Below are 24842 nucleotides of genomic sequence, written 5' to 3'. Positions count from 1 at the left end.
ATGTCGTAGTCCTTGCTGAATAAGTTTGTACGACTTCACCTCAGCGGGCTTTTGATCAAATTGTTCTTCAATTTCTTCTGTGAAACGATCTTTCAGTTCTCCTCTGCTTTATCACAAGCAGCTCTATATTCGTTAATTGCCTTACGCCCTTTACTAGATTTAGCCAATAAGGCTTCCTGGTTATATTTTTCGTTTAGCAAAATAGCTTCAGCATTGCTATAATCTTCCATTAAAAGCAATCTCTTTTGCTCAGTTTCCTTTAAATGTCCACTAAGAATGGTAGTCCTGCTTATAACCAGGTTTTGAAGATCTGACTGTTGCATTGTCACATTCAATTCTTCTACACTTTTATTCATTTGTGGATCAGATTCCGGAATTTCAACAGACTTTTTGTCGTTTGTCAAGAACTTCTTCAGGGTTAAGAACTACTGCTGTTTGTCCCTCAACGACCAATATCTTTTCATAATAAGCCAATGCGCCTTGCTATTTACTAACATTCCTTTATTTTAGGCCTCGATAAAATTATTAACTATACACAACATCAGTTTCTTATGAAAAAAAGCTTTTGGCGAAATATTTCGCTTTACACCTTACTACTGGTTGCTGTATCAGTTTCCTGTAAAAAAAGTGACACTGATCCCAGAGTCTCCAACTCAGAAATAAACAAATGGGTTTTGGACAGCATGAGGGTGTATTATTATTGGAATGATGAACTTCCTAGTCAACCGAACTTTAACCAGGACCCGGAAAGTTTTTTTGCATCGATCATTAGTAAGCACGATCGCTTCTCTTGGATTCAGCCAAAAGAAGAACTTATAAAAAACCTTAATGGTATATACAAGACCTCTGGTATTGATTTTTACTTAGAACAAGACAGACTGAATCCAAATAACGTAAATGGATTGGTTAAATACGTTGTCCCTGGGTCTCCTGCAAATAATCTAAAAATAAAGAGAGGACAGAAGTTCATAAAGATCAATGGTACGAGAATAACCCTTAGTAATTACAAAACAGCAATCACAGCTTTATTTGAAAACAATCCATTTGTACTAACATTAGCCAAAATCCATTGCCTCTTGATACAGTATACAACACTCCAAATGGAACCAAAGTTGGTTATTTATATTATTCTCAATTCATAAAAGAGCATAATGAGGCTTTATTGCAAACATTCCAAAAGTTCAAATCAGCCGGAATTTCACAGCTTGTACTTGATTTAAGGTATAATCCGGGAGGTTCAGTCTCTTCAGCGGCACTTATTACGGCCTTAATTCAGAAAGGATTTCTTGAAGAGAATATTTTCGTGCAATTCCAGGGCAATAAAAACATGGGAAAAACCAATTACCGTTATTCCGATATTTTTAACAGCTCGTCTTTCCCAGCGATCAAGTCAGCTAATCTTAACCTTCCGACAGTATATATACTGGCTACCGACTACTCGGCCTCAGCAAGTGAATTAGTCATTAATAACCTGCGCCCATTTATCAATGTAGTGCATATTGGAAAAGTTACTGTTGGAAAAAATCAAGCATCCAGTACTATTTATGATCAGCGAAAACCGGAAAGAATTTCGTGGGCAATACAACCTATAATGTTTAAACTGGCCAATAAAGATGGTTTTGGTGATTATGAATCCGGATTAAGTCCCCAATATATCATTAACGAGTTGGACCAATCATTATACCCGTTGGGAGATATACATGATCCATTATTGGCAAAAGCGCTAAACCTTATTGATGGAAGTACAGTTGCATCAACAAAAGGAGTAGAGTCAACCAAAGGATTGAAATACGTTGAAAGTATTCAACTTGAGAAAAAAGTTATTCCAATTATAATTGACGACCAAAATAAAGGTCTTTAATCAGGAAACGACTTCAAAATAAAACGGGCTTCTCAAATGAGAAGCCCGTTTTTATTAACGTATATATTCTTTTTTTTACGACTCACAACTACTGCAACTTACCAGGCTCGTGATAAACTCTTTCGACACACTCTGACTTCTTTGATAATACAATGTTTTAATACCCAATTTCCATGCTTCAATTAACAACCCATTAACTTGTTTAATTGGAAGGTCTGAAGGGATGTTTAGGTTAAGGCTCTGCGCCTGGTCAACATATTTTTGTCGGATGGATGCTTGTTGGATAATTTCCAACTGGCTTATTTCTTTAAAGGTTTTAAACACGGCTTTCTCCTCCTCTGTAAGCTGAGTCATATGCTGAACGCTACCTCCATTAAGCATAATCTCTCTCCAAACTTCTTCATTGTCTAACCCTTTTGCCTCCAGCAGTTTCTTAAGGTATTTATTCTTTCGCATAAAATTACCCTTAGATAATCCTGCTTTGTAATAATTACTACTGAACGGTTCAATTCCTGGAGACGTTTGGCCTAAAATTGCCGAAGAGGAAGTTGTAGGAGCAATCGCTAAAGTTGTTGTATTACGTCTGCCATATCCCTTAAGCAATTCTGGTTCGCCATAAATCCTGGCTAATTCCTGAGTGGCTTTATCCGCTTTCTCATTTATATGCTTGAAAATCTCCGTCGTTTTCATCTTTGACTCAAGACCCTCAAATGGAATCATGTTTTTCTGCAAATAAGAATGCCATCCTAACACACCCAATCCTAGCGCACGATGTCTTTTCGCAAAACGATTGGCAGCCGCCAAGTAGTAATTGCCTTCAGTTTTTTCAATGAACTCCTGTAATACTGCATCAAGGAAAAAGATGGCTAATTTAACTGCATCTGTATCTTTCCATTCGTCATAAAGCTCAAGGTTCATGGAAGATAAACAACAGATAAAGGATTCGTCTTTCGACGATGGAAGCATAATCTCACTACAAAGATTACTTGCATTAATACGAAGATTGTTGTCTTTATAAACCTGTGGTTTGTTTTTATTGACATTATCTGAGAAGAAAATGTAGGGAAGCCCTTTTTGTTGACGGCTTTCAAGCACTTTAGCCCAAATATTACGTTTGTCTACATCACCATCGATCATTTCCTGCATCCAATAATCAGGAACACAAACTCCCGTAAAAAGATTCTGAATAGGATTTCCAATACTTTTAATTTTCAGAAACTCTTCAATATCTGCATGATCAATATCCAAGTAAGCAGCAAACGCACCACGACGCACTCCTCCTTGTGAAATGGTATCCATCGCCGTGTCAAAAAGTTTCATAAAACTTACCGCACCACTACTTTTACCATTATCGGTTACTGCACTGCCCCTTTCTCGTAATTCACCAAAATATCCCGACGTACCTCCGCCGATTTTAGTTTGCATGATTACTTCGCCAAGCTTATGGGTAATTCCTTCAATGTCATCAGGAACATGCACATTAAAACATGAAATTGGCAAGCCTCTTTCGGTTCCCATATTTGCCCATACCGGAGAACTTACACTCATCCAGCCTCGCTCAATCATTTCCTGAAATGATTCTTTAAGTTCAGGTCTGAAAAGTCTGCGAGCCGCAGCTGAGCAAATTCTATCGATAGCTCCTTCAACCGTTTCCCCTTTTAATAAATAGCCTCTGTTCAGTATCTGTTCACTTTCCGTGTTTTTCCACCAAAGCTTATTATTTAATTCATTATTAGGAATAGCTTCTGTATCAGTTGAAATATTTAACATAAATAATAGTCCGTAATTTTGTAAACCCTGAAATTAAAATAAATCGTTCGCCGTTATGCTCTTATCATGCTTAGTGTATTCAACTGGGCGTTTAGCAAAGAAGTCATCAAGACTGTTGGCAAAAACTTCTTCTTCAAACCACGACATCGCACGATAATCTTCCTGACTCACGTTAAAAATTGTTTCAATCCCTATTTGTGAAAGGCTTTCGTCAATTCGGAACTTCATGAAGTTAATGAGGTCATCCTTTTTGATAATTTCAATATCTCCTTTTTCAAAAATCCAATCCAGAATGTCGGCTTCAACTTTAATCGAATCTTTTACACTACTTCTAATCAGATTTATAGTTTCCTCATTAAAAAACTCAGGATACTCTTCTCTGACTTTATTTACAATGTAGATTCCGGCATTAGCGTGAACCTGTTCATCAACAGATGTCCACGCAATAATATTGCTTACATTTTTCATATACCCTTTAAAGCGGGTGAACGAAAGAATGATGGCAAACTGGCTGAAAAGGGAAACATTTTCTATCAGTATGCTGAATAGGATCAGCGATACCATGTATTTTTTATTGTCTTGAGAGCGTGCGTCTTTAAGTACTTCTGAAAGGTAGTTTACACGACGCATAATAACAGGAACTGTTAAAAGCTTTTCAAATTCATTATTGTAACCTAATACTTCTAATAAACGCGAATAAGCTTCAGAGTGTCTGAATTCACACTCAGCAAATGTACTTCCCAAACCGTTGAACTCTGGTTTTGGAAAATGTTCATAAATATTGCCCCAAAAGCTTTTAACCGCTACTTCAATTTGAGCAATTGCAAGAAGACTATGCTTAATCGCTGTTTTTTCGGCAAGAGTAAGGTGTGAATGAAAATCCTGTGTATCTGCAGTAAAGTCGACTTCACTGTGTACCCAATAGGTTTTGTTGATCGCTTCAGTAAACTTAAGTACTTCAGGGTACTCAAATGGTTTATAGTTTATCCTTTTGTCGAAGATGGGCATATATTTAGAAATTAAAAATTGAACTCCGGAAAATTTAAAAAAATGAAACCCCTGCTTTTAGAAGGAGGTTCCGCTTTGTGCTTGTAAAAAACACAACATTTCAGGTTTTGTTCAAGACATGCCGTATGAAAGATCAAGTATATTTCAACAACATTGATCTATAGTCGATTAGAAATTTATTTAATTAGCCTTAGCTGTTATAAATTGTTTTAATAGGCGAGTCTGCGGAACAAGAGACCAGAATTATCAGCAATAATAGAGAAGATTGTCGTTATGTTCTTCCAAGAGTTATCAACAAACAATTTCCATTTCTTGACTTCTCTCGATTTTCCAACCGTTAAAAACGCAATTAATAAATAGAAATGAGCCCCTTAGTTAAAAAGCGGTACGCAATTTTTGTGTGGAATATTTTTTTGAATACTTGTCACTTTATTACTGGTAACTTCGTATTGGCTTAGTTATATTCTTTTCAAAAAGTTTGGTTACAGACTCACTGCTTCTATTGTCTTTGCCTCTATCAAAACTATAAACACTAATTAACCTAAATGTTAATTTTTTATCATTCCCAACAGTAATTGTCGTTCATTCTTTAGTTGCTACGTCTGGGCTTCTTATATTTAATTTCAACTTTGGCGGTTCCAGAACTTTGCATATCCAATTGCTTGGCGGCCTTTCCCGACACGTCAATAATACGACCGGCGACAAATGGTCCGCGGTCATTAACAACTACTTTAACCACTTTCCCATTATCAAGGTTCTTAACTTTAACTGTGGTTCCGAATGGGAGTGTTTTATGCGCTGCCGTTAATTTAGCAGCTTTATATTTTTCGCCACTTGCGGTTTTCCGGCCTTCAAACTTATTCCCATAATAAGATGCCCGACCGCTTTCTGTGATTTTTGGAGCGCACGATCCGATAAACATTGCGGTTAAAACAAAGGCCGCAACTAAGGTGTATTTAGATTTCATAATGTTGGTAAAGATAGTGTGTTCGTTTCTTTAACGAAACAAACCATGTCTCATGTTTTTTATCAGTAAATTAGAAACCTACACTTGATTTTTTATGCAAACACTCTGGCTCTACTTAAAACCTCATAAATTTTGGGTTATTCTTTCACTATTGCTTGCCGGGGCTGCACAAATATTATCATTAATTGACCCACTGATTTTTGGAAAAATCATTGATGATTATGCATTGAATCCCGCAAAACTTTCAGAACAAGAATCTATAAAAGGAATAATGTTGTGGCTGTTAATAGCAGTTGTTGTCGCTCTTTTAGCCAGACTCGCAAAAACGTTTCAGGATTATGTGATGAAACTGGTTGTACAAAAATTTGGGATGCAAATCTTTAATGATGGGCTTAAACAGACTATCAGACTCCCTTACCATGAATTTGAAGGACAACGAAGCGGACAAACACTTTCTATCCTTCAAAAAGTAAAAACGGATACAGAACGTTTTATTAGTTCTTTTATCAATATTCTGTTTTCCTCCATTGTAGGCGTTGGCTTTTTGGTTTGGTATGCATTTACAACACACTGGTCGTTGATTCCTGTTTTTTTAATAGGAGTGTTGGTTTTAGGCGGATTGACAGGCCTGTTAAGCCGGAAAATAAAAACCATTCAACGTTCTATTGTTCGTGAAACCGCTGAAATGTCGGGAGCAATAACTGAATCCCTGAGAAACATTGAACTTGTTAAAAGTATGGGGTTAACCTATCCTGAAATTCGTCGATTGAAGGAGCACACTCAAAAGATATTTGATCTGGAAATTGCTAAAGTAAAGAAAGTACGAACTCTTTCCTTTCTTCAAGGAACAGCGCTTAATCTATTGCGCCAATCTATTCTCTTCATTTTATTGTGGCTTATTTTCAGAAATGTATTATCGGCCGGGGAACTTGTATCCATGCAAGTGATCATCAATATCATTTTCGGTCCGTTGCAGGAACTTGGAAATATTATTTTAACCTATCGTGAGGCGTCCGCCTCTCTGCAAACGTTTGATCAATTGATGAAGAAGGAACCGGAATATCGGCCGGAATCCCCTGTAAAAATTGGACCGTTGCAGACTTTTCGTTTTGAGAATGTTGTTTTCAGGCACAAAAACGCCAAATACAATGCAATAGATCAACTATCGTTTGAAGCAAACATTGGTGATACCCTGGCATTTGTTGGCCCTTCCGGCTCTGGAAAGTCCACGTTGGTTAAATTATTGGTTGGGTTATATACACCCATTAGTGGAGAAATTTATTACAATGATCTTTCCATTAAAGAAATTCGGTATAATGAAGCTCGCCGACAGTTAGGTTTTGTTACACAGGATATTCAGCTATTTGCCGGAACTATTAAAGAGAATTTGCTTTTCGCTAAACCCGACGCTACTGATGACGAAATAATGAGTGCACTTGAAAAAGCTGCTTGTCTCCCTATGCTTAAACGCTCTGAAAAAGGCTTGAACACCAAGTTGGGCGAATCAGGAATGAAGCTATCGGGTGGAGAAAAGCAACGATTATCTATAGCCAGAGCACTTATCCGAAATCCACGCTTATTGATCTTTGATGAAGCAACTTCTGCTCTTGATTCTTTAACAGAAGAAGAGATTACAGAAACGATCATTACACTGTCAGAAAAAAATGAGCAGATAACTATTCTGATTGCCCATCGCTTATCTACAATAATGCATGCAAATACGATTTTCGTTTTAGAACGTGGCAAAATCGTTGAAACAGGAAATCATGATGAATTAGTAGAACAAAAAGGGTTATATTATGCTATGTGGCGCCAACAAATTGGAGAGCGTCAAATGGAGTTTGAGGAGAATTGATCCTTTTATAAATATGTAGCATTATTTTTTTATTGCCTAACGGACCTTATGTAAATGTATCAGAAACATGACAAACCATCCATTCCAGGCATTTTTGCTAATTTTGCAGATTAATCAACTGTTAAATAATGATCAGATCTATTACTAAACCGGAACCAATAAACAAAGAAGTTGCCTGGGACAAAACAAAGGTAATTATGAGTAAAACCGACTCTCTCGGTGTTATTGAGTATGCAAATGAGACGTTTATTGAGGTTTCGGGTTATGAGGAGCATGAATTAGTTGGTCAGCCTCATAATATTGTGCGCCATCCGGATATGCCTAAAGTCGTTTTTAAAATTCTTTGGGAAAATCTAAAAAAAGGTAAAAACATGCACGCCGTTGTTAAAAACCTTTCTAAAAGTGGCCGCTACTACTGGGTAATTACCGATTTTGAAGTTAAATATGAAAACAAAGAAATTGTTAACTACTACGGAAGACGTCGTGCAGTACCTCAGGAGGTAATTAACAGTAACATTGAACCTTTGTATGAAAAACTGCTTCAAATCGAACAAGCAAGTGGGGTAGACGCTAGCGAGAAATACTTTTACGGTTTTCTGGAAGAGCAGGGTAAAGATTATGATGATTATATTGAAGAAATCATCACAGCATGCGCACCAAAAGAAGAGAAAAAAGGCTTTTTTGCCAGATTCTTTGGTTAAAACTTCTTTATATATTCAACAGCGATCCCGATTTAATCGGGGTCGTTATTTTTTATCTCCACCATTTTTTGTTCGGATAGCTCTCGCCCAAAACAACCTTTTCACCAATTAATGGTGTGCTTACTTTTACGTTTAATTTTTCGGCCCTTAGCAATACTCTTTCTATAGGTTCGTCCCAGGCGTGTAGTGCCAGTGTGAATTTGCCCCAATGAACCGGCAATAAAACTTTGGCATTTAAATCGATTGTGGCTTGAACTGTTTCTTCGGGCATCATATGAATTGCCGACCACTTTACATTGTACTGTCCGGCCTCTAAAATAGCAAGGTCAAACGGGCCAAACTTTTCGCCGATCTCTTTAAAATGTGAATCGTATCCACTATCTGCTCCAATGTAAATTGACCAATCGTTGCTTTTCAAGATGAATGACGACCAAAGTGTTTGTCCTCTTTTGATTCCCCGACCAGAGAAATGCCTTGCAGGCGCTGCGGTGAGTGAAATTCCATTAATAATGTCGTCCGTTTCCCACCAATCAAATTCTCGAATAATTGATGCATCAAAGCCCCAGTAGGAAAGATGAGAGCCAACACCTAATGAAGTGCATATATGTTTTATTTTGGGCTTAAGCTTTAGAATAGTATCATAGTCAAGGTGATCGTAATGATCATGCGTAAGAATCAGCACATCAATCTCCGGAAAATCCTCCACTTTATATACGTCACTTCCATCAAAACTTTTAAAGCCCAATCCAAGGGGAGATGCGCTTCCACTAAAAACAGGATCAACCAAAATGGTTTTTCCTTCCATACTGATGAAATAAGATGAATGACCAAACCAAACAAGCGCTGTTTTATCTGATTTCAGGTTTTTAAGCTCTGTCTTTATTGATGGTAATCTGGATGGCGGAACAGTATTCTTGGGCTTGTTCATAAACTCCATCAGTGTTTTAAACATGGAGCCACTTTCTGCAGCCATTACTTCAGTGGGAGAAAGGTTCTTAAATGACCCGTCCTTATAATTGGGTGATTGATATATTTTCTGCAGATGCGCCCCGGAAGGCTTTCTGCCAAATTTTTTAAGTGTCATATCGCTAAATAAACCCGAAGTTAATATGAAAGTTTTTCATTGTATCTACTTTAGCACTAAACGCTAACCATCCTTTAAAAACACATTGATTTTTAGTAAATTACAGTATCTACATACTGTTCACTTATGAAATCGTCCGTTCTTAAGTTTACATTTCTTGTTTCGTTTTTAATTCAAGGTTGTGCAACAACCACCATTGTTAGCGATTATAAATACGACACCTTTGTAAACAATCCTAACTATCAGAAAACTACCTGGTCCTATTTCTGGGGATTAAAACAACCTAAGGATGTTAACCCAAAGTGTGAAAGTGGCAAAATGAACAAAGTAGTAGTGAAAACAACTCCCGGAACAATTATTCTTTCAGCAATTACACTCGGAATAGTTATTCCGCAAAAAACGGAATGGTGCTGTTCTCCGATAAAAAGAGATCCCGGAACAATTGGAGGAGATCAAAAATGAGTATTCATAATACATTGAACTATGCCTGCTACATATCCTAAAGGAATAGAAGTTATTCCCAACTTTACTGAGTGGGAAAACTGTCATCAGAATTTTAAGCATGCCTTTAAAAAAGATGCATCTTTCAAATTACGAATGCCTGATAATAATGCTTCTGATGAAGAAAATTATCGTGGAGTAACGGCTAATATGCAGTGGCTGATTCAACACGCCATTGACAACGGTTTGCCATTACGAGCAATGGGCAGCGGCTGGTCGTTGTCAGAAGTGGCGGTGTCAGAAGGTGGGATTATCGACACCAAATCACTTAATCTCGCTTTCAACATCGGAAAGAACTTTGTTAGCAGTGACTATTCCGGAGATCATAAAAATTTATTTCTTGTAGAATGCGGGACCAGTATTGATGAACTAAATGAAATGCTGGAAGAACGCGGGGATATCAAACGCTGCTTACGGGCATCGGGGGCCAGCAACGGACAAAGCATTGCAGGAGCTACATCCACCGGAACACATGGTTCGGCTTTTAAAGTTGGGGCGGTGCACGATACTATTGTTGGCTTACACCTTGTTGTTGGACCCAGCCGACATGTTTGGTTAGAACGAAAAAGTTACCCCGTTGCATCGGATCAATTTATAAACTGGCTCGGAGCCGAATTACTAAAGGACGACGATCTTTTTAATGCTGCCGTTGTAAGCTTTGGAAGCTTCGGCATTATACACGGCATTTTACTCGAAACGGAACCCATCTTTTTGTTGGAAGAAAAGCGTTCCGGACAAATTGCTTATTCTGAACAATTAAAAAATGCCATTAACTCCCTTGATCTGACAGACCTGTTTGAAACGCTGGATTTACCAAAAGACGATGCAGAAAAACAACTTTATCATTTCGAGCTTATCGTAAATCCACACCACTTTAAGCCAGATGATGCAGCGTGGGGTGTATACATGAAAACCATCTATAAAAAAGCTTACGGAGATTATACAAAACGACCTGCAGATACCGATGGTTTTACTTATGGCAACCATACATTGGGAGTGATTGAATTTTTAATGGACGATACAGGATTTACATTAAACGTGGTTCCCAAACTGGTTAACAAGTTGTTTCCATTAGCTTTTAAACCGGGAGAGCCAATAACCGGAACGATAGGCGAAATATTTACAAACACTAAATTTAGGGGAAAGGTGGCGAGCGCTGCCATCGGAATTGACATTAAACATGCAACCGCGGTAATTGATGTTGCCCTCGACATCAACAAAAACACTCCATTTGCCGGAGCAATTGCGCTTCGGTTTGTAAAAGGAACACGAGCATTGTTAGGATTTACTCATTTTCCACAAACCTGTGTCCTCGAACTCGATGGGGTAGATGCACCCGGTAGTCGTGACTTCTTTAAAAAAGTATGGCAAAGACTGGAAGAACTAGGTATTCCTTACACCTTACACTGGGGAAAAATTAACTTTTTACTTTCTCCGGAACGTGTACGGAAAATGTATGGCAATGAAAATGTTGATAAATGGCTGGCGAGTCGTAACGCTTTATTAACTCCTGAATGCCGAAAAGTGTTCAACAATAAATTCTTGGAACAATGTGGGCTTACCGAAGACACTTTAGTTCCAGAATCGCCAATTGTATGAGCCGTTAACCCTCTTCTTCATAATAAGCTAATGAATTTCTCATTCTATTGGCAATTCTGTTTCTGAGCCCCTTTGGAGAAATAACTTCCAGAAAATCTCCAAACCCCAACAACTCTCGCTCCAGCTCAAAGTTGATAATAACTTTGATTTGAAAGACAACGCCATGCTCGTGCTCTCGAAGTACAATCTGGCTTGAGTGAATAGGCTTTGTTATTACATAGGGCGCATTCTTTGTATCTACCCAAAAAATAACATGCTCTGCCTTTTGTCCGGCATTTTTAGTCACCCCGAGCACATTACCGAAAAATGTGTTGGGATCAAACTTATTATTCTCCCGATAAGTCAATAAATGATTATGCCGAATATCTTTAATCCGGTCGAGCGCCAAGGTCAAATGAACCTTTACGCCCTCGGCAACACGTAAAATAAACCAGCGATTCCTGTATTCCTTCAATAAATAAGGATGAAATTTATAAACCCGTGATTCTTTCGCTTTGAAAGATTGGTAATCAAGGTCGATAACCTGTTTTTTAATTATTGCCTGATAAAGTGTATCCAGGTGATGTAATCCTGCAAGCCGTTCGTTTTTCTCAAAATCAATTACTGATGTTGATTGAGTTTTGCTGGTGTAAATTTTATCTTCCAAACGATTCACCATCCCGCCGATCTCTTCAAAATGAGAAAAGCCTTTGAATTGCTTTAAAATCTGGACCACTTCAGAAAGTGTTCCTAAATCCTGGTCGGTTAAGGGAATATTGGTGATACTATAATCGGGATCATCGTATGAATAATACTTCTTTTCTTTAACAACAATTGGCGCATTATAGCCCAGCTTGTCGCTGCGCATTAACTGCAAATCCATCTGCACGGTTCGGCGACTAACCCCTTTGTCGATTCCTTCATATTCGTACAATGCTTCAGAACAGGCATCAATCAAATCTTCCAGCGTCCATTTTCTGTATTTATTCCTTAGGCAATTATCTAATGTTTTGTAACGTATAAGGGCATTCCGATTGATAGGCATGTTATTCTGTAAAATAAAAACAAACGGATCATTATTCCTGCGAAAAACGATCGCCAACTAAATTAAGCTGAATGGTGTGTTCAAGGTAAGCTTTCAAGCCAGCTAAAACCAACGTAAATCCTTCTGTAGCGTCCCTGATTTGGGCGATTAACTGTTCATTATCCCCCTTGAAACCACTATTCACGATACTCACAAATGTAGAATTGTTTTTCATTTCTGTAAAAGTCCATTCCACTGTTGTTTCCTCTTTATAATTTCCCCATGAAATTAAGATCGTTTTATTCGGAACAACCGACTTTACATTTACCGGAACTGAAACGTTGTACATTTCCCAAGTCCATGTGACCTCTTTACCTTCCTCTAGTCGGCCCGAGCTTTTCGTAAACCAAAACATTGAAGTTATTTCAGGATTCACAAAAGCTTCGAAAACTTCCGTAACGGGTTTCCTAATCAGCATTTCGGCTTTAGCGACGAACGGATTATTTGTAGTTGACATTGCATTGCGTTTTTAGAATGACTAATCTACACATTTTGAGAGATCGTTTAATCTCCGCCGCCACAACCACCACAACCTCCGCCGCAAGAGCTGCCGTAGGTCGATGAACTTTCCTTTCGCCGATAGAAATCTATCAGCGGTTCAAATGCAGCAGTTATTATAATAGACCAGTTAATGCCAATCATATCCACAATAACGGCATTGTTTCGCTAAGGGTGTTCTGGGTAATTTTCCGCAATTTGGACAATTATTCATAAAGATTTCGTTCTTGTGTTCATTGAAAATGCGAATCGCCATACGCAATTCGAAATTTTCAGGACCATCTTTCAATAAAGCCAAGACTGATTCTTTTTCCGATAGCCACCCTACCTTCTTATATACTTTTTCCAATGAGGCGAGATTCAATTCCGGATTAGTAAAATCGTGCTTCAAATAAGAATGCATATGCCTTAGCGCTTCCCGTTCTTCGGGCAACATCCATTTTGAATAGTGATTAATAATGTACCTAACACTTTCCTTATCCATAACTTAATTTAGAAATGAACACTAAAAGTACCGTTCAAAAATTAAATGCTCCGAAGGAGCTAAAAAAAATTTTTGAAAAAAGGCCTTTATTTTTGCTGCGCAAAAAGACTGCACATATGCTTTATTCCTTTGTAGTGTCAATTAGAAACAACGACTATGAAAAACATCCGATGGGTGTATGAAACAAATGGTCATCTATTTATGGAAACAAGAGGAGGGGTTGCTAATAAAAAAGGACATTATGAAACGTCCGTATTTTGAGGAGCATTAGCTGTTAGAATAACACTGATGAATTAGCAACCCGTCTATCAGTGCTGAATCAAACAATAAATAATCGTTATGCAATCGACGAACAAGAAAATATTACTCCAGATGTTTCCCCAGGAATTAGCAAATGACGTTATTCAGGTTTTTAATATTCTACCCGATAAAAATAATCGTTGGGTCTCAGATCATTTTCAGGTCGTTCAAATGGAAAATCAGACCCTAAAAATTCCAACGCGGATATATATTAATCAGCCAACAGGTATAGATGAGATAAGTCTTTCAGAAATACAGAAGACTATTCTTAATTGTATCTTTCTTAGGCACCACAATGGATTTATCAGACAGAAAAGACTAAGGAAACTGTTGATGAATAATGAGTTTTTCATAACACCCTATACATTTCAGCTCTTAGGTGAATCAGTAATTGAAATCCTTTTTGATTTGAATATGCATATCAATGATAACACAATTCATAACTACGCTTATTTTATTACGCAAAACCCGACATACTTCAGACTTACAGAAAACAGGGTAATCAGTTATTGGGATGAATACTATCGACAACGTTATTGGAAATTCACTTCATATATCGGAAAACAATTGATCGACAGATTAAAAGAAGCAGTAGAAAAAAATTAAATACTGTTAGTGTTCATCTGTTCTGCATAAACCAACCTATTCAGAGAAAATTCCCAGCATCTTTTCCAAACGATTAAGTACTCCACCAACCATTTCCAATTATTAAAAATCTATGAACCGCTGTTAAAGCTGCATCAACTCGGCAAATATTACTAATTCTGTTCGGCTAAGTGAACCTTTCCGCTATTGTTCAAATTCCTTAATCCTTTTAAAAACTATCTATATTTGTCGTTCTTTAGTAAAACAAGTGCCGTAGGAAAGAGCTACTTCTAACGGGCCTAAGGTAGTGTAACACGGGCAACTGTGTAATACGCAAAGTTGGGTTGAAAACCAACAGGGCAAAGTTTTGGCAACAGAATGAAAGTCTCCCTGAGATGTTGAATGCCGGTTCACTGTCCATTTTGGATAAGAACGTCCGCCGCTTTTCGGAGCGGTTTCTTTTTTCGCTTGTTGCCTTGTTTTACTAAAGATTTTTCTTTTTTTCCTCTTTTTTAATTTTTTCTCAAAAAACTTCTTTTTTATTTCTCTGATAATCAGGGCTTTTTATTGGTGCTATTAAAAAAGTGCACTTGTTCCTTTACTACGCAAAAAGACTGCGCATATGCTTTATTCCTTTGTATTGTCAATTAAAAACAACGACTATGAAATTTAACATGAACATAACAAAATGGGTGGGCAAATTTAATTACGAAGATGCTCCTGCTTTCGAGTTAACCCCAGAAATGGAGCTTTACAGCAGCGTTGTTACAGCTTCATTGGAAAATACATTTTATGAGGCAAAAGACGAGAGAGTGGAGAGAATCCGTGGGCTAATCAAAGCAAATGATCCTTTATTTGTTGCAAAACTTGCAGTTTATACACGGGAGAAGATGCATTTGCGCTCAGTTCCTTTAATGCTTGCTGTTGAGTTGGCAAAGAACAATTCGGGCAATGCCCTAATAGGAAAAGTTGTAGACCGAGTTATTCAGCGAGCCGACGAAATCACAGAGCTTCTTTCTTGTTACCAATTGGCGAATAAGGCAACTGGCACGAAGAAACTAGGAAAACTTTCAAAGCAAGTACAAAAGGGCATTGCTTCATCATTTAATAAGTTTGATGAATATCAATTTGCAAAATATAACAGAACCGGAGTTGCTATTAAGCTGAGAGATGCGTTGTTTTTAACCCATCCAAAAGCAAAGGATGAAGATCAGCAGTTATTATTTAATAAAATAGCTGCAGAAGAATTAGCAACTCCTTACACCTGGGAAACTGAATTATCGGCCCTTGGACAGCAATTATTTGCAACCGAAGAAGAAAAGGCTCTTGCCTTTAAACATAAATGGGAAGAATTGATTGATAGTGAAAAAGTAGGTTATATGGCGCTCTTGAGAAATCTGCGTAATATGCTGGATGCTGAAATTTCATTAATTCATGTTAAAAAAGCCGCTGCTTATTTAAGTAATGCAGAAAAAGTAGCGAAATCAAAACAGTTGCCCTTCCGTTTCCTGGCGGCTTATCGCGAATTGTCAGCGAACAAAAACGGACATGTATCTGTAATACTTGACGCCTTGGAAAAAGCGGTTACATTAAGTGCCGCAAACATCAAAGGTTTTAATGAAAACACAAAAGTGTTGATTGCCTGCGATGTTTCAGGGTCAATGCAAAAACCAGTATCTGCAAGAAGTAAAATATTGCTTTATGATATAGGCTTGATGTTGGCGATGCTAATGAAAAGTAGATGCAAGAATGCTATAACTGGCATGTTTGGCGACAAATGGAAAGTGGTTAACGTGCCTACTGCCTCTGTATTGGCAAACGTAGATGCTTTTTATAAACGAGAAGGAGAAGTGGGTTATGCGACAAACGGCTATCTGGTATTAAAAGACCTGATCAACTCAAAAAGAGTTGTCGATAAGGTGCTTTTCTTTACCGATTGTCAATTATGGAACAATAATTCAGCAACTACGCAGCTTGTACAGCTTTGGAGTGATTACAAAAGAATAGCTCCAACTGCAAAAATGTATTTGTTTGATTTAGCGGGATACGGAACAACTCCTTTGAAGACCGATTCTAGCGATGTTTTCTTGATCGCAGGTTGGTCAGATAAATTATTTGATGTACTTGCAGCCATAGAAGATGGTCAAAATGCACTGAGTGAAATCAATGCGATCGAATTATAAACAAAATGATTCCGGCAAATAATCCGGAATCATTCAAAATTATTAGAATGCCGTAGTTTTGAGTTACTTCTACTTTTAATTGAACACCAACTTAAAACGTTTATTGCTTCTTAAATTGTAGGTGTCGTGGAATGAGGGTTACTTCTCAAAAAGCTCCCCTCTCGCTTTGTTGCTTTACAATTCTTAGTTCTTTAATACATAACAAGATGCCGTAGAAATGGGTTACTTCGTCCACTTTTAGGGGAGGAATAGCGAGATTGTTAATAACAATGAGGCTATCCGGTTCGACTCCGGCTTCGACATGCCCCGTTTCCCTTCTCGCTTTTTGCTCTTGTTGTAATAGAAAGATGTCGTAAGTAAGAATTACTTCGTCCGGTAGAAAGCTTAATAAGCTTGCCTGTTCGAATCAGGCATGAATTCTTACTGCCTGTTACTCTTTCTTATACTTAACTCTTAAAGGGGTGTCGTAGATAAGTGATACTTCGTGGGCTTATGGGTTGCGGGTTCGAGTCCCGTCTTCGAAAGAAGTAGCTCAATTGGTTAGAGCAATAATAAAAGCCATTTATCGCCTTTTACCCTCTTTTCCTTTTTAACTAATTCTCCAAGCCGATGCAAAAACATCGGCTTTATTAGTTGATCATCTTCAACAACACGCTACATTATTTGCATCCTCAAATTTTCTGGCAACATAAAAGCAATTGCAAAAATTAAGTCCATAGGGTTTACTTAGTTATTGCCTTAATACCATAATAGTAAATTAGTAACCTCAACTTTTTTAAACTATTTTTTTGCTGCGCAAAAACATTGCGCACAAGCTGCTTTTCTTTGTGTTATTAAATTAATAGAAAGATTAGAAGCGGCGGTCGCAATGGGGCGATCGCCATTACTGAAGAACAAAATGGGAAAATTAAGAATTACAGGAAAAGACCTACGTTCCATTGGATTTCCGGAGGGACGTTGTGTTCAAATCGCTATAAATGATCTGCCAAACAGATTCAAAAAAGTTTCGCACTATGCGGTGCTAGACTTGTTGAAACCGGTTGTTGAAAACCCGTTTGATTTCCTGGAGGATGAACGCTTTGCTGTTACGGCTGCTGCGTTGATCGAACAGCATCAATACGATCTTAAAAAATCAGCGACCCGACATGCGGAGGTTTCAGAAGAGCTGCTGAACAAGCTTCGCTCTTTAAGAAATGAAAATGTTAAAGGCCTAAATGAAGAAAAAGTCGATTATCCATTATATGGCAAGGAATTCATTGAACAAGGTGCCATCAACCAAATGGAAATCGCGGTTCGCCTGCCTGTTACTGTTGCCGGAGCTTTAATGCCCGATGCTCATCAAGGCTATGGTTTGCCAATCGGCGGCGTTTTGGCCACTGAAAATGCAGTTATTCCATACGGTGTTGGTGTTGATATAGGGTGTCGTATGTGCTTAAGCATTTATGATCTTCCTGCAGGATTGGTTTCGGACCAAAAGGATCATTTAAAAACCATTTTGGACAAGAACACGCTTTTTGGCGCCGGACAAGAGTTTAAAAACAACAAAGATCATGAAGTGTTGGATAACAAGGCTTTTAATGAAAACCCTTTGTTAAAATCTTTACAGATGAAAGCAGCCAAACAGTTGGGCTCTTCGGGTTCGGGTAATCACTTTGTGGAATTCGGTATTGTTGAAATTACTGATCCTAATAATGAATTTAAAATTCCGGTCGGAAATTATTTGTCGGCTTTGTCGCATTCAGGTTCACGCGGACTGGGGGCAACCATTGCCAACCATTATACGAAAGTGGCCATGCAAAAATGTGTGCTTCCTCAAGATGCAAAACACCTGGCATGGTTAGACCTGAATACACAAGAAGGACAGGAATACTGGATCGCGATGAACCTTGCAGGTGATTATGCCTCTGCCTGTCATCATCGTATCCATGAAAAAATGGCTGAAGCTTTAGGAGAACACCCAATAGCTGTGATTGAGAATCACCATAATTTTGCGTGGAAAGAAACATGGAACGGAAAAGAGGTGATCACACATCGTAAAGGGGCCACGCCTGCCGGTAAAAACGTACTAGGAATTATTCCGGGCTCGATGACAGCACCCGGTTTTATTGTCCGTGGAAAAGGTAATGAAACCTCAATCAATTCAGCTTCTCATGGAGCCGGACGTCGTTTATCACGCACACAAGCGGAAAAATCGATTACCCGTCCTGAACTCAATAAATTATTGACGGATGAGGGCATTACGCTTATCGGGGGCGGTTTAGATGAAAACCCTCGCGCCTATAAAGACATTCGGGATGTGATGAAAGCGCAAACCGATCTGGTAGAAGTATTGGGATTATTCTATCCAAAAATTGTTAAAATGGATACGTAAGATAGCCGGCTTTGTAAACAAAGCCGGCTATTTGCATTTGTAATTTCTTTATCTATATATTTGGGCCATTACTTTAGGGGTGTCTTCCGAATAAACCGGAAGGCTGAGAATTACCCTTTGAACCTGAACAGGATCATGCATGCGGAGGGAAAAGTTGCCAAGTATTTCTTGTGTTCCTCTTTCTTTAATTTTTCACGTTCAATCCCCTAAAGTGTTTATTGTATTTTGATAAATAAACATGGGAAATCTGACCGTTTTCATTAACAACCATCCTCAAACTTTTGATGATCCGCCGGCATCTTTAAGCGACTTGCTTACTCGTCTGCACTTGCAGGAGAAAAAAGGTATTGCCGTAGCCATTAACAATTCCATTATTCTTAAACCCAAATGGCCTGAAAAGTTTCTTTCAGAAGGGGATCGAATCACTATCATTCAAGCTACACAAGGAGGATAAAGTATCTACGCTTTATTTCTGTTCTTCTCATCTAACTCAAACAAATTTATCTGACTCATGAATACGCCTAAAAACGACAAGACTATCATCTCTCGTGAACCGATATCTGGCTCCAAAAAGATCTATATTTCTGGCAAGCTTCACACTATAAAAGTGCCAATGCGTGAAATTACGCTGACCGACACAATCACTAAAAACACGTTTGACACGGAACGAATTCCTAATCATCCGGTCACTGTTTATGATACGAGTGGTGCCTATACTGACCCTGCAATCGATATCGATTTAAAAAAAGGATTACCTCGATTACGAGAACAATGGATACTGGATCGAAACGATGTGGAGCAACTTAACAGCTTTTCATCTGACTATACGCTACGCCGTATGAGTGACCCCGCTTTGTCGAACCTGCAGTTTGACCACATTAAAAAACCTTACCGGGCCAAACAAGGAGCAAGTGTTACCCAAATGCATTATGCTAAAAAGGGAATTATCACCTCTGAAATGGAATTCATCGCCATCCGGGAAAACCAACGCATGGATGAACTTTTCAGCAGCAACAATGAATTATGGAAACAACATAAAGGACAAACCTTTGGGGCAAACATTCAACCTTCCTTTATCACGCCTGAATTTGTTCGCCAAGAAGTAGCGCTTGGTCGGGCCATTATTCCGGCAAACATAAACCACCCGGAAAGCGAACCGATGATTATAGGAAGAAACTTCCTGGTAAAAATCAATACTAATATTGGCAACTCGGCGATTACTTCCAGCATTGAAGAAGAGGTAGATAAGGCTGTATGGAGTTTCCGATGGGGAGGAGATACGCTAATGGACCTGTCTACCGGAAAAAATATTCACGAAACCCGTGAATGGATCATTCGCAATAGTCCCGTTCCGATTGGAACTGTTCCTATTTACCAGGCCTTGGAAAAAGTGAACGGAAAAGCTGAAGACCTAACTTGGGAGTTATTCAGAGATACGTTGATTGAACAAGCAGAGCAAGGGGTGGACTATTTTACCATTCACGCCGGTGTATTGCTGCGGTATGTGCCATTAACAGCTAAACGTGTTACGGGTATTGTTTCCCGAGGAGGCAGTATTATGGCCAAATGGTGTTTAGCACATCACAAGGAGAACTTTCTTTATACCCATTTCGAAGAAATCTGTGAAATTATGAAAGCCTATGATGTGAGTTTTTCGCTTGGCGACGGACTTCGGCCCGGCAGCATTGCCGACGCCAATGATGCGGCGCAGTTTGGAGAACTGGAGACTTTGGGTGAGCTAACCAAAATTGCCTGGAAACATGATGTACAAACAATGATTGAAGGACCCGGTCATGTTCCTATGCACATGATCAAGGCTAACATGGACAAACAGCTTGCTGCTTGCAATGAAGCGCCGTTTTACACATTAGGGCCACTCACTACCGATATCGCTCCGGGTTATGACCATATCACATCGGCGATTGGTGCTGCGATGATCGGTTGGTTTGGTACCGCCATGTTGTGTTATGTAACACCTAAAGAACACTTGGGTTTACCTAACAAGAAAGATGTAAAAGACGGAATCATTGCCTACAAAATCGCCGCCCATGCAGCTGACCTGGCAAAAGGCCACCCGGGAGCACAATACCGCGACAATGCATTAAGTAAAGCTCGTTTTGAGTTCCGATGGGAAGATCAGTTTAATCTCGCCTTAGATCCGGATACGGCCCGAGAGTTTCATGATGAAACATTGCCGGCTGAAGGAGCAAAGGTCGCGCATTTCTGCTCTATGTGTGGACCACACTTTTGTTCAATGAAAATTACCCAGGAGGTTCGAGATTATGCTGCAGCAAATGGCCTGGATGAGAAAGAGGCTGTTGAGCAAGGGATGTCTGAAAAATCGACAACGTTTAAAGAAAGAGGAAGTGAATTGTATTTGTAAAACTCAGGTTAGCTAAGGGATTATGAAAATAGATAAACTTCAATATATCTGCACTACTGCTGCGCAAGCGGAAGATGCTTGCCGTTCAGGAATAAAATGGATCCAGTTGAGATTAAAAAACACTCCGTTCCCCGAATGGAAGCAGGTAGCATTGGACATTCAGGCGGTTTGTAAAAAATACGGGGCTACATTTATAGTTAATGATCATGTGCATTTGGCGAAAGAGATAAATGCCGATGGGGTTCATTTAGGAAAAGAAGACATGCCTCCTGCTGAAGCCAGGGAAATATTGGGAGATGCATTCATCATTGGTTCCACAGCTAATACGATCGAAGATATTGAACAATTAACTGTTGCCCTGCCCGATTATATCGGCCTGGGTCCGTACCGCTTTACCTCAACAAAAGAAAAATTAAGCCCGATACTTGGTTTAAACGGCTACCAAACAATTTTAAAGCGATGTGAAGAAAGAAAGATTCACATTCCGGTTATTGCCATTGGAGGATTGCAGCCCGAAGATCTTCCCGACCTTATGAAAACCGGAGTATGGGGTATTGCTGTTTCAGGAACCATTACCCATGCTGAAAACAGGGAGGTACTAATTAAAAAATTGCTTGCGCTGTCCACTACAACAGAATTGTTAACTGTCCATCCTTCCGAAACTCCAACAACATGAATAAACTAAAAATAGCCGACCGGATTTTTTCATCTCGTTTATTCACCGGCACCGGAAAATTTAACTCAGCTCGTCAAATGGAAGAAGCGCTTATAGCTTCAGGGTCTGAATTAGTGACCGTAGCTCTTAAGCGGGTGGATATAACCAATAATGATGACGATCTTCTTGCACACTTGAATCATCCTTCGATCAACTTGCTGCCTAACACTTCGGGCGTTCGAACAGCTAAAGAAGCTGTTTATGCTGCGCAACTGGCTCGTGAAGCATTGCAAACGAATTGGATCAAACTCGAAATTCATCCGGACCCTAAATACCTGATGCCTGATGCAATAGAAACCTTAAAAGCTGCGGAAGAATTGGTAAAAGAAGGTTTTGTGGTCTTGCCATACATTCATGCCGATCCGGTTCTATGCAAAAGATTGGAAGAAAAAGGTGTTCAGGCAGTCATGCCGTTAGGATCACCCATTGGCAGTAATAAAGGCCTTAAAACAATCGACTTTCTTCAAATCATCATTGAACAAAGCAATCTACCGGTGATCGTTGATGCTGGGATTGGCACTCCGTCACATGCAGCAGCTGCTATGGAAATTGGCGCAGATGCTGTATTAGTAAACACAGCCATTGCTGTCGCCGGCGACCCGGTTAACATGGCAAAAGCATTTAAGCTAGCCGTTGAGGCCGGACGAATGGCTTACGAAGCCCGGTTGGCAACCTCAGGGCAACACGCAATTGCAAGCAGTCCGTTAACCTCTTTTTTAGACGAGTAAGGTTAAACTTAAATATGCAGGGTATCGAATGAATAAGAAAACATCATTAATCAAACACAATGTTCACCGAATTATTCACGAATTATAATTGGGAAGCTATTAAAGCCACTATTTACTCAAAAACCGAGCGAGACGTATTGGCGGCCATTCAAAGTCCCAAGCGGGATCTTAATGATTTCATGGCTTTGATCTCTCCTGCGGCTCAGCCCTTTTTAGAGCAAATGGCCACCTTAAGTCATCGGCTAACACAAAAGCGTTTTGGCAAAACCATCCAGATGTACATTCCGCTCTACTTATCGAATGAATGTCAGAACATTTGCACTTATTGTGGGTTTAGCTACCATAATAAAATAAAAAGAAGAACGCTTTCCGATGGAGAAATCATGTTAGAAGCCGCGGCTATTAAAGCCATGGGCTTCGATCATGTTTTATTGGTGACGGGTGAGGCCAACCAAACGGTAGGTGTCGACTATTTAAAAAATGCCGTCAGATTACTGAAACCTCTGTTTTCGCATATTTCTATAGAGGTTCAGCCATTAGAGCAGGAAGAATACATGCTTTTGATTGACGAAGGTATTGATGCAGTACTTGTTTACCAAGAAACGTATCATAAAGACGACTATAAACTGCATCATCCCAAAGGAAAAAAATCAAACTTCGATTACCGGATCGAAACACCGGATCGCTTAGGTGCTGCTGGCATTCTCAAGATTGGACTCGGTGTTTTAATCGGTTTAGAAGATTGGCGGGTAGATAGTTTTTTTACCGCCTTACATCTTTCTTACCTGGAAAAAACTTATTGGAAAACAAAGTACAGCATTTCTTTTCCCCGGCTACGACCAGCAGAAGGTATTTTAGAACCCAAAGTAATTATGAACGACAAGGAGTTGGTTCAATTGATCTGTGCCTACCGTCTTTTTAATGAAGAAGTGGAACTTTCCCTCTCTACACGAGAGTCTGAAAAATTCAGAAATAGTGCAATAAAGTTAGGTATCACCGCTATCAGCGCGGCTTCCAAAACAAATCCCGGAGGATACGTTGTGGCGCCTCAATCACTTGAACAATTTGAAATTTCTGATGAAAGAGAGGCGAACGAAATGGCAGCGATAATTCAAAAAGCCGGGTACGAAGCTGTTTGGAAAGATTGGGATAAAGCATTGTAAACCTCAATAAAATGAAACGATACAGTCGACATTTGCTTTTGGAAGAAATGGGACGTTCTGGGCAACAAAAACTTCAACAGGCGCGAGTTCTGGTTGTTGGGGCCGGAGGCCTGGGTTGCCCCGCATTGCAATACCTCGCAGCCGCAGGAGTGGGGCATATTGGCATTATTGATGGCGATGAAGTAGATGAAAGCAATCTCCAACGCCAGATTTTATTTTCGCCACATGATGTAGGAAAGAAAAAAGCTGAAATTGCTAAACGGCAGTTGCTACATCAAAATCCTCTTATCACTGTTGCTGCCTATCCATTTTTGCTTGATGAGAAAAACGCAACGGATCTTATTGCAGCCTATGACTTAGTGTTGGATGGCTGCGATAACTTCACGACGCGTTATTTAGTTAATGACGCTTGTGTAATAACCGGGAAGCCTTTTGTTTCAGGAGCTGTATTTAAGTTTGAAGGGCAGTTAAGCGTTTTTAATTATCGCAACGGACCAACATACCGTTGCCTGTACCCCGAACCTGGAGACATTGCCACATGCAGCGAAGTTGGTGTGTTAGCTACATTGACCGGAATTATTGGAACAATGATGGCAACCGAAGCTATTAAAATCATAAGTGAAAAGGGCCTGGTATTATCAGGGAAATTGTTAGTTGCAGATGCTTTATCCATGAATTTTAATCAATTTGAATTTGAAAGCAATCCGGCGAACCAAAAGATTTCCACTTTGGGACCTTCATTGTCATCTAACTGCAGCATTCCTTTTGAGATTACAAAAGATCAACTTAATCTGTTAAATGATTATTTGTTAGTTGATGTTCGGTCTGCAGAAGAGTTTGTGCTAAACAACAACGGCGGAATAAATATTCCGTTAGCTACCCTTTTAGATAAAACTGATGAACTTCCACACGATAAGCCGATTATTTGTAGTTGCCGGTCGGGAATTCAAAGTGTCGTTGCCGTTCAGTTCTTAAAAGAGGTTGGATTTCAGAATGCTTTTTCTTTAAAAAAGAATTGATTGG

The 24842-nt window shown here is 39.2% G+C and carries 23 protein-coding genes and 1 riboswitch; of the genes, 15 read left to right on the top strand and 8 right to left on the bottom strand.

Annotated features, from left to right (window positions below):
* Nucleotides 1-92: 92 nt before the first annotated feature.
* Entirely contained in the window at nucleotides 93-404 is a 312-nt protein-coding gene (locus tag SOLCA_RS19060) for a hypothetical protein (RefSeq protein WP_014682111.1), read from the bottom strand.
* A gap of 147 nt (nucleotides 405-551) precedes the next feature.
* Between SOLCA_RS19060 and SOLCA_RS22545 the strand changes: the two genes are divergently transcribed.
* Both SOLCA_RS22545 and SOLCA_RS19055 read left to right on the top strand, forming a co-directional pair.
* A complete protein-coding gene (locus SOLCA_RS22545) occupies nucleotides 552-1142 on the top strand; it encodes a hypothetical protein (RefSeq protein ID WP_052308654.1) in 591 nt (196 codons plus the stop codon).
* Complete coding sequence (locus SOLCA_RS19055) at nucleotides 1070-1861, top strand: S41 family peptidase (protein ID WP_052308653.1); 792 nt, start codon at nucleotides 1070-1072, stop codon at nucleotides 1859-1861. Before SOLCA_RS22545 ends, SOLCA_RS19055 begins: the two co-directional genes overlap by 73 nt.
* A gap of 75 nt (nucleotides 1862-1936) precedes the next feature.
* Here SOLCA_RS19055 and SOLCA_RS19050 read toward each other — a convergent pair whose 3' ends face one another.
* The 3 genes from SOLCA_RS19050 to SOLCA_RS19040 all read right to left on the bottom strand — a co-directional run bounded on the left by SOLCA_RS19050 (nucleotide 1937) and on the right by SOLCA_RS19040 (nucleotide 5606).
* Nucleotides 1937-3631, bottom strand: a complete 1695-nt coding sequence (locus SOLCA_RS19050) for a ribonucleoside-diphosphate reductase subunit alpha (protein ID WP_014682110.1) — start codon at nucleotides 3629-3631, stop codon at nucleotides 1937-1939.
* 33 nt (nucleotides 3632-3664) lie between these two features.
* Complete coding sequence (locus SOLCA_RS19045; RefSeq protein ID WP_014682109.1) at nucleotides 3665-4639, bottom strand: ribonucleotide-diphosphate reductase subunit beta; 975 nt, start codon at nucleotides 4637-4639, stop codon at nucleotides 3665-3667.
* A gap of 589 nt (nucleotides 4640-5228) precedes the next feature.
* Nucleotides 5229-5606 (bottom strand): septal ring lytic transglycosylase RlpA family protein, encoded by a 378-nt coding sequence (locus SOLCA_RS19040; RefSeq protein ID WP_014682108.1) that lies wholly within the window; start codon nucleotides 5604-5606, stop codon nucleotides 5229-5231.
* A gap of 94 nt (nucleotides 5607-5700) precedes the next feature.
* Between SOLCA_RS19040 and SOLCA_RS19035 the strand changes: the two genes are divergently transcribed.
* Together SOLCA_RS19035 and SOLCA_RS19030 are read left to right on the top strand one after the other, a co-directional pair.
* The gene (locus tag SOLCA_RS19035; RefSeq protein ID WP_014682107.1) at nucleotides 5701-7461 is read left to right on the top strand and encodes an ABC transporter ATP-binding protein; all 1761 of its coding nucleotides are present in this window, start codon (nucleotides 5701-5703) and stop codon (nucleotides 7459-7461) included.
* Between the two features lie 128 nt (nucleotides 7462-7589).
* Nucleotides 7590-8162 (top strand): PAS domain-containing protein, encoded by a 573-nt coding sequence (locus SOLCA_RS19030; protein ID WP_014682106.1) that lies wholly within the window; start codon nucleotides 7590-7592, stop codon nucleotides 8160-8162.
* Nucleotides 8163-8214: 52 nt separating this feature from the next.
* Here the strand turns inward: SOLCA_RS19030 and SOLCA_RS19025 are convergent, their stop codons facing one another.
* Nucleotides 8215-9246, bottom strand: a complete 1032-nt coding sequence (locus SOLCA_RS19025) for an MBL fold metallo-hydrolase (protein ID WP_014682105.1) — start codon at nucleotides 9244-9246, stop codon at nucleotides 8215-8217.
* Nucleotides 9247-9372: 126 nt separating this feature from the next.
* On the opposite strand from SOLCA_RS19025, the gene SOLCA_RS19020 reads away from it, so the two are divergent.
* Together SOLCA_RS19020 and SOLCA_RS19015 are read left to right on the top strand one after the other, a co-directional pair.
* Nucleotides 9373-9708 (top strand): Bor/Iss family lipoprotein, encoded by a 336-nt coding sequence (locus tag SOLCA_RS19020; RefSeq protein WP_014682104.1) that lies wholly within the window; start codon nucleotides 9373-9375, stop codon nucleotides 9706-9708.
* Nucleotides 9709-9729: 21 nt separating this feature from the next.
* A complete protein-coding gene (locus tag SOLCA_RS19015) occupies nucleotides 9730-11346 on the top strand; it encodes an FAD-binding protein (protein ID WP_014682103.1) in 1617 nt (538 codons plus the stop codon).
* Between the two features lie 4 nt (nucleotides 11347-11350).
* On the opposite strand, the gene SOLCA_RS19010 is transcribed toward SOLCA_RS19015, so the two are convergent.
* The 3 genes from SOLCA_RS19010 to SOLCA_RS19000 form a co-directional block, all read right to left on the bottom strand.
* Nucleotides 11351-12370 carry a helix-turn-helix transcriptional regulator gene (locus SOLCA_RS19010; protein WP_014682102.1) on the bottom strand — a complete coding sequence of 340 codons (1020 nt, stop codon included), beginning with the start codon at nucleotides 12368-12370 and terminating at the stop codon, nucleotides 11351-11353.
* Between the two features lie 31 nt (nucleotides 12371-12401).
* Complete coding sequence (locus SOLCA_RS19005; RefSeq protein WP_014682101.1) at nucleotides 12402-12866, bottom strand: SRPBCC family protein; 465 nt, start codon at nucleotides 12864-12866, stop codon at nucleotides 12402-12404.
* A gap of 171 nt (nucleotides 12867-13037) precedes the next feature.
* Nucleotides 13038-13391: a zinc ribbon domain-containing protein gene (locus SOLCA_RS19000; protein ID WP_014682100.1), complete on the bottom strand. Its 354-nt coding sequence runs from the start codon at nucleotides 13389-13391 to the stop codon at nucleotides 13038-13040.
* 339 nt (nucleotides 13392-13730) lie between these two features.
* Here SOLCA_RS19000 and SOLCA_RS18995 point away from each other — a divergent pair, with 339 nt between their 5' ends.
* The 9 genes from SOLCA_RS18995 to moeB all read left to right on the top strand — a co-directional run bounded on the left by SOLCA_RS18995 (nucleotide 13731) and on the right by moeB (nucleotide 24838).
* Nucleotides 13731-14297 (top strand): hypothetical protein, encoded by a 567-nt coding sequence (locus tag SOLCA_RS18995; protein WP_014682097.1) that lies wholly within the window; start codon nucleotides 13731-13733, stop codon nucleotides 14295-14297.
* Between the two features lie 653 nt (nucleotides 14298-14950).
* Nucleotides 14951-16459, top strand: a complete 1509-nt coding sequence (locus SOLCA_RS18990) for a TROVE domain-containing protein (protein WP_245536726.1) — start codon at nucleotides 14951-14953, stop codon at nucleotides 16457-16459.
* Nucleotides 16460-17357: 898 nt separating this feature from the next.
* Nucleotides 17358-18830: an RtcB family protein gene (locus tag SOLCA_RS18985; RefSeq protein ID WP_042480203.1), complete on the top strand. Its 1473-nt coding sequence runs from the start codon at nucleotides 17358-17360 to the stop codon at nucleotides 18828-18830.
* 65 nt (nucleotides 18831-18895) lie between these two features.
* A riboswitch (TPP riboswitch) is annotated at nucleotides 18896-18997 on the top strand.
* A gap of 71 nt (nucleotides 18998-19068) precedes the next feature.
* A complete protein-coding gene (thiS, locus tag SOLCA_RS18980) occupies nucleotides 19069-19284 on the top strand; it encodes a sulfur carrier protein ThiS (RefSeq protein WP_014682094.1) in 216 nt (71 codons plus the stop codon).
* Between the two features lie 57 nt (nucleotides 19285-19341).
* Entirely contained in the window at nucleotides 19342-21213 is a 1872-nt protein-coding gene (gene thiC / locus SOLCA_RS18975; protein ID WP_014682093.1) for a phosphomethylpyrimidine synthase ThiC, read from the top strand.
* A 22-nt stretch (nucleotides 21214-21235) separates the two neighbouring features.
* Nucleotides 21236-21889, top strand: coding sequence for a thiamine phosphate synthase (locus tag SOLCA_RS18970; protein WP_014682092.1), 654 nt, complete (start codon nucleotides 21236-21238; stop codon nucleotides 21887-21889).
* Nucleotides 21886-22656 (top strand): thiazole synthase, encoded by a 771-nt coding sequence (locus SOLCA_RS18965; protein ID WP_014682091.1) that lies wholly within the window; start codon nucleotides 21886-21888, stop codon nucleotides 22654-22656. Before SOLCA_RS18970 ends, SOLCA_RS18965 begins: the two co-directional genes overlap by 4 nt.
* A gap of 59 nt (nucleotides 22657-22715) precedes the next feature.
* Nucleotides 22716-23819 carry a 2-iminoacetate synthase ThiH gene (gene thiH / locus SOLCA_RS18960; protein ID WP_014682090.1) on the top strand — a complete coding sequence of 368 codons (1104 nt, stop codon included), beginning with the start codon at nucleotides 22716-22718 and terminating at the stop codon, nucleotides 23817-23819.
* Between the two features lie 11 nt (nucleotides 23820-23830).
* Complete coding sequence (gene moeB, locus SOLCA_RS18955; protein WP_014682089.1) at nucleotides 23831-24838, top strand: HesA/MoeB/ThiF family protein; 1008 nt, start codon at nucleotides 23831-23833, stop codon at nucleotides 24836-24838.
* Nucleotides 24839-24842: the final 4 nt, after the last annotated feature.

It is taken from the genome of Solitalea canadensis DSM 3403, assembly GCF_000242635.2.
Classification (GTDB): domain Bacteria; phylum Bacteroidota; class Bacteroidia; order Sphingobacteriales; family Sphingobacteriaceae; genus Solitalea; species Solitalea canadensis.
This window is presented reverse-complemented; position numbering and strand designations above follow the sequence as displayed.

Coding starts and splice junctions, on each gene's coding strand:
- SOLCA_RS18995 (WP_014682097.1), top strand. CDS start 13,731: ATGCAATCGACGAACAAGAAAATATTACTCCAGATGTTTCCCCAGGAA.
- SOLCA_RS18965 (WP_014682091.1), top strand. CDS start 21,886: ATGAATAAACTAAAAATAGCCGACCGGATTTTTTCATCTCGTTTATTC.
- thiS (WP_014682094.1), top strand. CDS start 19,069: ATGGGAAATCTGACCGTTTTCATTAACAACCATCCTCAAACTTTTGAT.
- SOLCA_RS19010 (WP_014682102.1), bottom strand. CDS start 12,370: ATGCCTATCAATCGGAATGCCCTTATACGTTACAAAACATTAGATAAT.
- SOLCA_RS19045 (WP_014682109.1), bottom strand. CDS start 4,639: ATGCCCATCTTCGACAAAAGGATAAACTATAAACCATTTGAGTACCCT.
- SOLCA_RS19035 (WP_014682107.1), top strand. CDS start 5,701: ATGCAAACACTCTGGCTCTACTTAAAACCTCATAAATTTTGGGTTATT.
- SOLCA_RS19050 (WP_014682110.1), bottom strand. CDS start 3,631: ATGTTAAATATTTCAACTGATACAGAAGCTATTCCTAATAATGAATTA.
- SOLCA_RS19030 (WP_014682106.1), top strand. CDS start 7,590: ATGATCAGATCTATTACTAAACCGGAACCAATAAACAAAGAAGTTGCC.
- SOLCA_RS19000 (WP_014682100.1), bottom strand. CDS start 13,391: ATGGATAAGGAAAGTGTTAGGTACATTATTAATCACTATTCAAAATGG.
- SOLCA_RS19025 (WP_014682105.1), bottom strand. CDS start 9,246: ATGACACTTAAAAAATTTGGCAGAAAGCCTTCCGGGGCGCATCTGCAG.
- SOLCA_RS18985 (WP_042480203.1), top strand. CDS start 17,358: ATGGGAAAATTAAGAATTACAGGAAAAGACCTACGTTCCATTGGATTT.
- thiC (WP_014682093.1), top strand. CDS start 19,342: ATGAATACGCCTAAAAACGACAAGACTATCATCTCTCGTGAACCGATA.
- SOLCA_RS22545 (WP_052308654.1), top strand. CDS start 552: ATGAAAAAAAGCTTTTGGCGAAATATTTCGCTTTACACCTTACTACTG.
- SOLCA_RS18970 (WP_014682092.1), top strand. CDS start 21,236: ATGAAAATAGATAAACTTCAATATATCTGCACTACTGCTGCGCAAGCG.
- thiH (WP_014682090.1), top strand. CDS start 22,716: ATGTTCACCGAATTATTCACGAATTATAATTGGGAAGCTATTAAAGCC.
- SOLCA_RS19020 (WP_014682104.1), top strand. CDS start 9,373: ATGAAATCGTCCGTTCTTAAGTTTACATTTCTTGTTTCGTTTTTAATT.
- SOLCA_RS19015 (WP_014682103.1), top strand. CDS start 9,730: ATGCCTGCTACATATCCTAAAGGAATAGAAGTTATTCCCAACTTTACT.
- SOLCA_RS19005 (WP_014682101.1), bottom strand. CDS start 12,866: ATGTCAACTACAAATAATCCGTTCGTCGCTAAAGCCGAAATGCTGATT.
- SOLCA_RS18990 (WP_245536726.1), top strand. CDS start 14,951: ATGAACATAACAAAATGGGTGGGCAAATTTAATTACGAAGATGCTCCT.
- moeB (WP_014682089.1), top strand. CDS start 23,831: ATGAAACGATACAGTCGACATTTGCTTTTGGAAGAAATGGGACGTTCT.
- SOLCA_RS19040 (WP_014682108.1), bottom strand. CDS start 5,606: ATGAAATCTAAATACACCTTAGTTGCGGCCTTTGTTTTAACCGCAATG.